Annotated in this window: 5 protein-coding genes and 1 rRNA gene; 3 read left to right on the top strand and 3 right to left on the bottom strand. The window is 44.3% G+C overall.

Features of this window, described 5'->3' with window-relative positions; all coding sequences use genetic code 11:
* Positions 1-136 precede the first annotated feature (136 nt).
* From rrf to FB592_RS12235, 3 genes are all read left to right on the top strand, one after another.
* A 5S ribosomal RNA gene (gene rrf, locus FB592_RS12245) occupies positions 137-252 on the top strand.
* Between the two features lie 559 nt (positions 253-811).
* Positions 812-2,248 (top strand): SulP family inorganic anion transporter, encoded by a 1,437-nt coding sequence (locus FB592_RS12240; protein ID WP_141949546.1) that lies wholly within the window; start codon positions 812-814, stop codon positions 2,246-2,248.
* Between the two features lie 145 nt (positions 2,249-2,393).
* Positions 2,394-3,314 carry a bile acid:sodium symporter family protein gene (locus FB592_RS12235; RefSeq protein WP_072175431.1) on the top strand — a complete coding sequence of 307 codons (921 nt, stop codon included), beginning with the start codon at positions 2,394-2,396 and terminating at the stop codon, positions 3,312-3,314.
* An 8-nt stretch (positions 3,315-3,322) separates the two neighbouring features.
* Here the strand turns inward: FB592_RS12235 and FB592_RS12230 are convergent, their stop codons facing one another.
* Genes FB592_RS12230 through FB592_RS12220 form a run of 3 tightly spaced genes read right to left on the bottom strand, consistent with a single transcriptional unit; the run spans position 3,323 to position 6,079 of the window.
* Positions 3,323-4,075: an alpha/beta hydrolase gene (locus FB592_RS12230; protein WP_038827959.1), complete on the bottom strand. Its 753-nt coding sequence runs from the start codon at positions 4,073-4,075 to the stop codon at positions 3,323-3,325.
* Positions 4,072-5,082, bottom strand: coding sequence for an iron ABC transporter permease FeuC (gene feuC, locus FB592_RS12225; protein WP_003234980.1), 1,011 nt, complete (start codon positions 5,080-5,082; stop codon positions 4,072-4,074). Before feuC ends, FB592_RS12230 begins: the two co-directional genes overlap by 4 nt.
* Positions 5,075-6,079: a FecCD family ABC transporter permease gene (locus tag FB592_RS12220; RefSeq protein ID WP_015715127.1), complete on the bottom strand. Its 1,005-nt coding sequence runs from the start codon at positions 6,077-6,079 to the stop codon at positions 5,075-5,077. The genes feuC and FB592_RS12220 overlap by 8 nt, the downstream gene beginning before the upstream one ends.
* Positions 6,080-6,081: the final 2 nt, after the last annotated feature.

Genomic DNA, 6,081 nt, shown 5'->3' with positions numbered 1-6,081 from the left:
ATGATCAGGTTGATAGGTCTGAGGTGGAAGTGTGGCGACACATGGAGCTGACAGATACTAATCGATCGAGGACTTAACCATATTTTTGAATGATGTCACACCTGTTATCTAGTTTTGAGAGAACACTCTCAATTTGTTTGGTGGCGATAGCGAAGAGGTCACACCCGTTCCCATACCGAACACGGAAGTTAAGCTCTTCAGCGCCGATGGTAGTCGGGGGTTTCCCCCTGTGAGAGTAGGACGCCGCCAAGCAAGCTTAAACCCAGCTCATTGAGCTGGGTTTTTTATTTTATATCTGTGCCGATTTGCTTTCGTTAGTATCCATTTTACTAATATTTTTGAATCCCAATACAATCACCAGCATGATCAACATGAGAGTCATAAATAATCAAAATGCAGGTTGTACGGGAGACTCATCCAGACTCCATCCGACTGCGATTGGCAGGATAGAGCCGCCAATCCATTGGCAGCGAGCAGCATGCCTGTCGTTTGTTCGGAAACCGGCTCGGGTTGCCAAATGAGAGAAAAGATATTACTGTCATTAAAACGATTCTTGGTTTCATCCGGATATGATAAAATGTCTCAGACTATATTTAAGCCATTTTTTTCTTCAGCATTCATCTTGCGTAATTGATAAAAATTTATTATGATACTCTTTGTATGACAACTCCTTGCCTCAATACAATATACTCAACGTTTCCCCGTTTTCCCCGGTTGTTTTTCTTTTCATTTTCTCCCGTAAAATAAAAAAAGCTCCCAATACAATAGATATGGTGCGGATTAATTTTTTACTAAAAAGGAGTCGTTATATTTGAATGATAGTTTTACATTAAAACAGCAATGGTTCGGCAATATCCGAAAAGACATTCTTGCTGGCATTTTAGTTGCGTTAGCATTAATTCCTGAAGCGATTGGCTTTTCTATTATAGCCGGCGTGGATCCGATGGTCGGTCTTTATGCGTCATTTTGTATAGCCATTATTATTTCTATTTTTGGCGGCAGACCTGGCATGATTTCAGCTGCGACAGGCTCAATGGCAGTCGTTATGGTGTCGCTGGTTGCTGATCATGGGCTTCAGTATTTATTTGCGGCTACGATTTTGACTGGCATTATTCAAGTGATTTTAGGTATCAGTAAAATTGCAAGATTAATGAAATTCATCCCGCGTTCTGTGATGATCGGGTTTGTGAATGCGCTGGCGATCCTTATCTTCTCTGCGCAGCTTCCCCAGTTTGAAGGTGCTTCTTGGAGCATGTATGCGATGCTTGCCGGGTCGTTGGTTATTATTTATGTGCTGCCAAGGTTTACGACTGCTGTTCCGTCTCCGCTTGTGGCGATTATTGTGATGACAATTATTGCGGTCACTTTCCATGTGGATGTGCGGACTGTTGGTGATATGGGCAATATTTCTAGTTCGTTGCCTCATTTCTTAATCCCTGATGTTCCGTTTACCTTTGAAACACTGCAAATTATTTTTCCTTATTCAATTGCTTTAGCGTTTGTCGGGTTGCTTGAATCTTTGCTGACAGCACAGATTATTGATGAAATGACGGATACGGACAGTGATAAAAATAAAGAGAGCCGCGGACAGGGAATTGCGAATATCGTGACTGGATTCTTTGGCGGAATGGCAGGCTGCGCTATGATCGGACAATCTGTCATTAATACAAAAGCGGGCGGTCGCGGACGTTTGTCAGCATTTGTTGCCGGTGCTTTTCTGATGTTTTTAATGGCGGTGTTAAGTCATGTCGTGGTGAAAATCCCAATGGCGGCGTTAGTAGCTGTAATGGTTATGGTGTCTGTCGGCACATTTGATTGGTCTTCCTTAAAAGGTCTCAAAAAAGCGCCGCTCACGGACTCGATTGTCATGGTTGTGACTGTAGTTACGGTTGTTGTGACGGATGACTTATCTAAGGGTGTATTTGTCGGTGTTCTTTTAAGTGCCGTGTTCTTTGTGGCAAAAATCTCGAAGCTGAAAATCGTTTCTCATGCAGAGGATCAAAAGCTTAGAACGTATCAAGTGAAGGGGCAAATCTTTTTTGCGTCAGTGACGGATCTTGCAAATGCGTTTATTTATCAAGAGGATATTGAGCGGGTCGTGATTGACTTAACTGAAGCTCACGTATGGGACGATTCTGGAGCGGCCGCACTTGATAAGATTGTTGCGAAGTTTAAGGAACAAGGCATTGAAGCTGAGTTAAAAGGTTTGAATAAAGCGAGTAAATCTCTAATGAAACAGATGGCATAAAATAGAGAAGCCCAGATGAATGAGATCTGGGCTTTTTTATATAACATACACTTAAGCAGCATTGATATAATAGAGAGAAGAGAAATTTTAAATAGGGGACTTGCATATGATGCTTCAGAAGCTGAACCGTGTATTGGGGAGAGTGATGCCGCTGTTGACGCCGACTAGTGTGGTGCTGGGCGTGCTGCTGTCTCAGTTTTTAAATGGGTATGAATGGGCTGTGCCTTGGATCTTTGCTTTTATTACGTTTGCAGGCAGTTTAAGCGCGAACTTTCAATCTTTGAGACATGCATTGTCTCACCCTCTCCCTATGATTCTTGCACTATTCGTTCTTCATATTTTCATGCCGCTTTTTGCTTGGGGCAGCGGCCATCTTATATTTAAAGGTGATCCTTTGACGATTACCGGTTTAACATTGGCTGTTGTGATTCCTACGGGGATTACAAGCCTGATTTGGGCAGCGATGTACAAAGGGAATGTCGGTTTGACACTTTCGATTATTTTAATTGATACTGTGCTGTCACCGCTAATCGTACCGCTGAGTCTTTCATTGCTGGCCGGCGCTCAGGTTCATATGGATGTGTGGGGAATGATGAAAGGTCTGATTGTAATGGTCGTGATTCCTTCTTTTCTGGGCATGCTGTTTAATCAGATGTCATCTCCAGAAAGAACTGCGTCTTTGAGCAGTGTGCTGTCGCCTTTTTCAAAGCTTTGCTTGATGGCAGTGATTGCGATTAACAGTTCAGCGATTGCTCCTTATTTCAAATCCATTGATTTGAGATTTGCAGGAATAGCTGTAACGGTATTCTTTATCGCGTTAACAGGTTATGCCGCTGCTTGGCTGATCGGAAAAATGATGAAAAGGCGGCAAGAGGAAATAGTCTCTCTTATATTTACGGGAGGCATGAGGAATATTAGTGCCGGCGCAGTTCTTGCCGTTACGTTCTTCCCGTCTCAGGTTGCCGTTCCTGTTGTGATTGGCATGCTGTTTCAGCAGATATTGGCTGCTTTGTTTGGCTATATGCTGAATCGTTTTGAATTAAAACCAATGTTGCAGAAAGTATAAAAAACCGCTCATAGGGTTGAGCGGTTTTTTCCGTATAGCCATTCGAGCGCGTTGATGAACTGTTTGCAGAAATACTTGCGGTGGTGCACCGCTCCTTTTTCAATTGAAAGATACAACTGGTCTTCAGTGAAGCCTTTTTCTTTTAGACTTTGATGAACTTGCTTTGTTTTTTTCAGCATATGTCGCTGAATGGATTGTTTTTCACGGCCTTCTTCACTCCCGACAGACATGAAAACACGTACAGTGCCGGGCTTTAAAGAAGTTATATGAATGGTTTCCGCTGCGTTCTCGTACCAGTATGAACCTGATATAGAGCCTATTTTCCCGAACATTGACGGGTATTTTAATATGGCGAACATTGAGATGAGGCCGCCTAATGAGGCACCGATCATTCCTCTTGACTGCGGTTCCCTGGTGACGTTCCAGTTTTCTTCGATTAGCGGAATGAACTGGTTCGTTATATCAGACAGATAGTGATATCCCATTCCGCCGAAGTCCGTGAACCGATCACTGAGTGATGCAGCCGGCCAAGGTGTGTATTCATTTAGCCGGTTTTCGGGTTCGATACCGATCAGCACGAGTTCAGGCAGCCTTCGCTGTTGAAATGCGCTTTCTAATAATTCGATTTGGTTTTGGAACAAAGAACTGCCATCTTGCACATAAACAGCAGGAAATCTCCTGCTGTTTGTGCTGTAGGAAGGAGGGAGGTACAGCGTGAACCTCCTGTTGCCGGCTTTGTGTTCTGAAAGAGATCCTTTCAAGCATTCTCCCCCTTTTTTTGCTTGAAAAGCAGATATAAGAAATAAGGAACTCCGAGGATCGCCAAAATGATGCCTGCGGGCACTTCTGCGGGCTGAAAAAACAGTTTTCCGGCAAAGTCTGCGCTTATCACAAGAAGCATCCCGATTAAACCGCTCAGTGGCAGGATATAGCGATGTTCGACGCCAGCCAGTCTCCGTGAGATATGGGGAGCAATTAAGCCGACAAACGCCATGCTTCCCGCTACGGAGACACAGGCGCTGATGATTGCTACACAGGCAACGAGCAGGATGGTTTTTTCTTTATTTGATGAAATGCCGAGGCTTCTGACTGTGTCTTCATCAAAACGAATGGTGTCGAGCAGGCGGGATTTGCCGATAAGAATCGGTATAAACAGCAGCATCCATGGGAGAACGGCTGTGATATACGTCCAGTTGGCAGACCAGATGCTTCCGTTTTTCCACACCATGGCCATTTGATAGTCTTGCGGGTCCATTTTTAAAGATAAAAACAAAGACAGGGCGCTGAATCCTGAATTGATCGCAATCCCTACCAAAATAATTCTTCCTGAATCTAAATTGCCTCTGTGCCATGCAAATATGTAAATCAGGATCGCCGCGATGAGCCCGCCTATCAATCCAAAGAGCGGCATTCCCATCGCTGCAGCTATGGATGTCACTTCCTTCTGGCCTTGGAATAAGAGCATAAACGCTACAATGCCAGCTCCCGCCCCTGCGTTGATTCCGAGAATTCCAGGGTCAGCAAGCCCGTTTCTCGTGATGGCCTGGATAACAGCGCCTGCAATGCCAAGACCGAGTCCAATAATAGCAGCCATGACAACCCGCGGCAGTCTTAAATCGAACAACAAAATTTCATACTGCGGATTCGGGTCGATTTGAAAAAGAGTGGAGAGCAGCTCAGCAGGACGAACAGAAAATGATCCGCTCGTTAAGCTGAAATAGCTGACAACAAGAATCAAAGCGATGAACAATGCATATTTTTTAGCCATTTTGCTCCCCTCCTTTTCGTTTAATTAAATAAAGGAAGAAAGGTACGCCGATAATGGATGTTACGACCTCAATCGGTGTTTCAAACGGATAGTTGATAAATCTGCTTGCGAGATCACACAAGGTTAAAAAGATTCCGCCCAAAATACAGGAACACGGAATCAGCCTGCTGTAATCAGAGCCGACGAGAAATCTCGTGATATGCGGAACAACCAACCCGACAAACGCAATTTTCCCGGCCAGCGCTACGGCACTGCCGGTTAAAATGATGACGGAAAGCATCGCCATGATTTTAATGGTTTTTTTCTTTTGCCCCAGGCTTTTAGAAATGTCGTCCCCTAATGATACAGCGGTTACCTTTTTGCTGAGAGAAATGGCCATTATAATGCCAATCAGGAAAAACGGAGCGGCAAGCTTCAGGAAATCTGGACTCATTTGATGAAGTCTGGCACTGTACCAGAAACTGAGATCCTGAGAAATTTGAAAATAAATCGACATGGCCGCTGATAAGCTGCTGAGCAGCATGCTTGTGACTGTGCCGATGATGGCGAGCTGCACGGGGGTAAATCCGTTTGGCATCATGGCGGCAAGGCCGAATACTAACACAGCTCCTAACGCTGAGCCGATAAAAGAGTATATCATCATTTCAATTGAAGATGATTGCGGGAGCAGAACCATGCAAAGCGTAATGATAAACGCTGAACCATCTGAAACACCCATAATGGATGGCGAAGCTAAATAATTGCGCGTAATGCCCTGCATAAGCGCTCCAGAAACAGCAAGGGCTGCCCCTATGAGCAGAGCGCCGGCAGCCCTTGGAATCCGGGAGTGCCATATAATTTGATGGTCTGTGTTTCCCGGATCGAAATGAATAAGAGATGTAAAAACAATATCTGTGCTAAGATGCTTAGCCCCATAAAGGATTGAAAGCAAAAGCGACAGGGTTATAGCAAATGGAGAAGTAATCAATATGATACGTGTCCACTGTTTTGAATACATAC

Origin of the sequence: Bacillus sp. SJZ110 (assembly GCF_006715455.1) — a bacterium.
GTDB classification, from domain to species: Bacteria; Bacillota; Bacilli; order Bacillales; family Bacillaceae; genus Bacillus; species Bacillus subtilis.
Note: the sequence above shows the minus strand (reverse complement) of the source record. Positions and strands in the feature narration are given on the sequence as shown.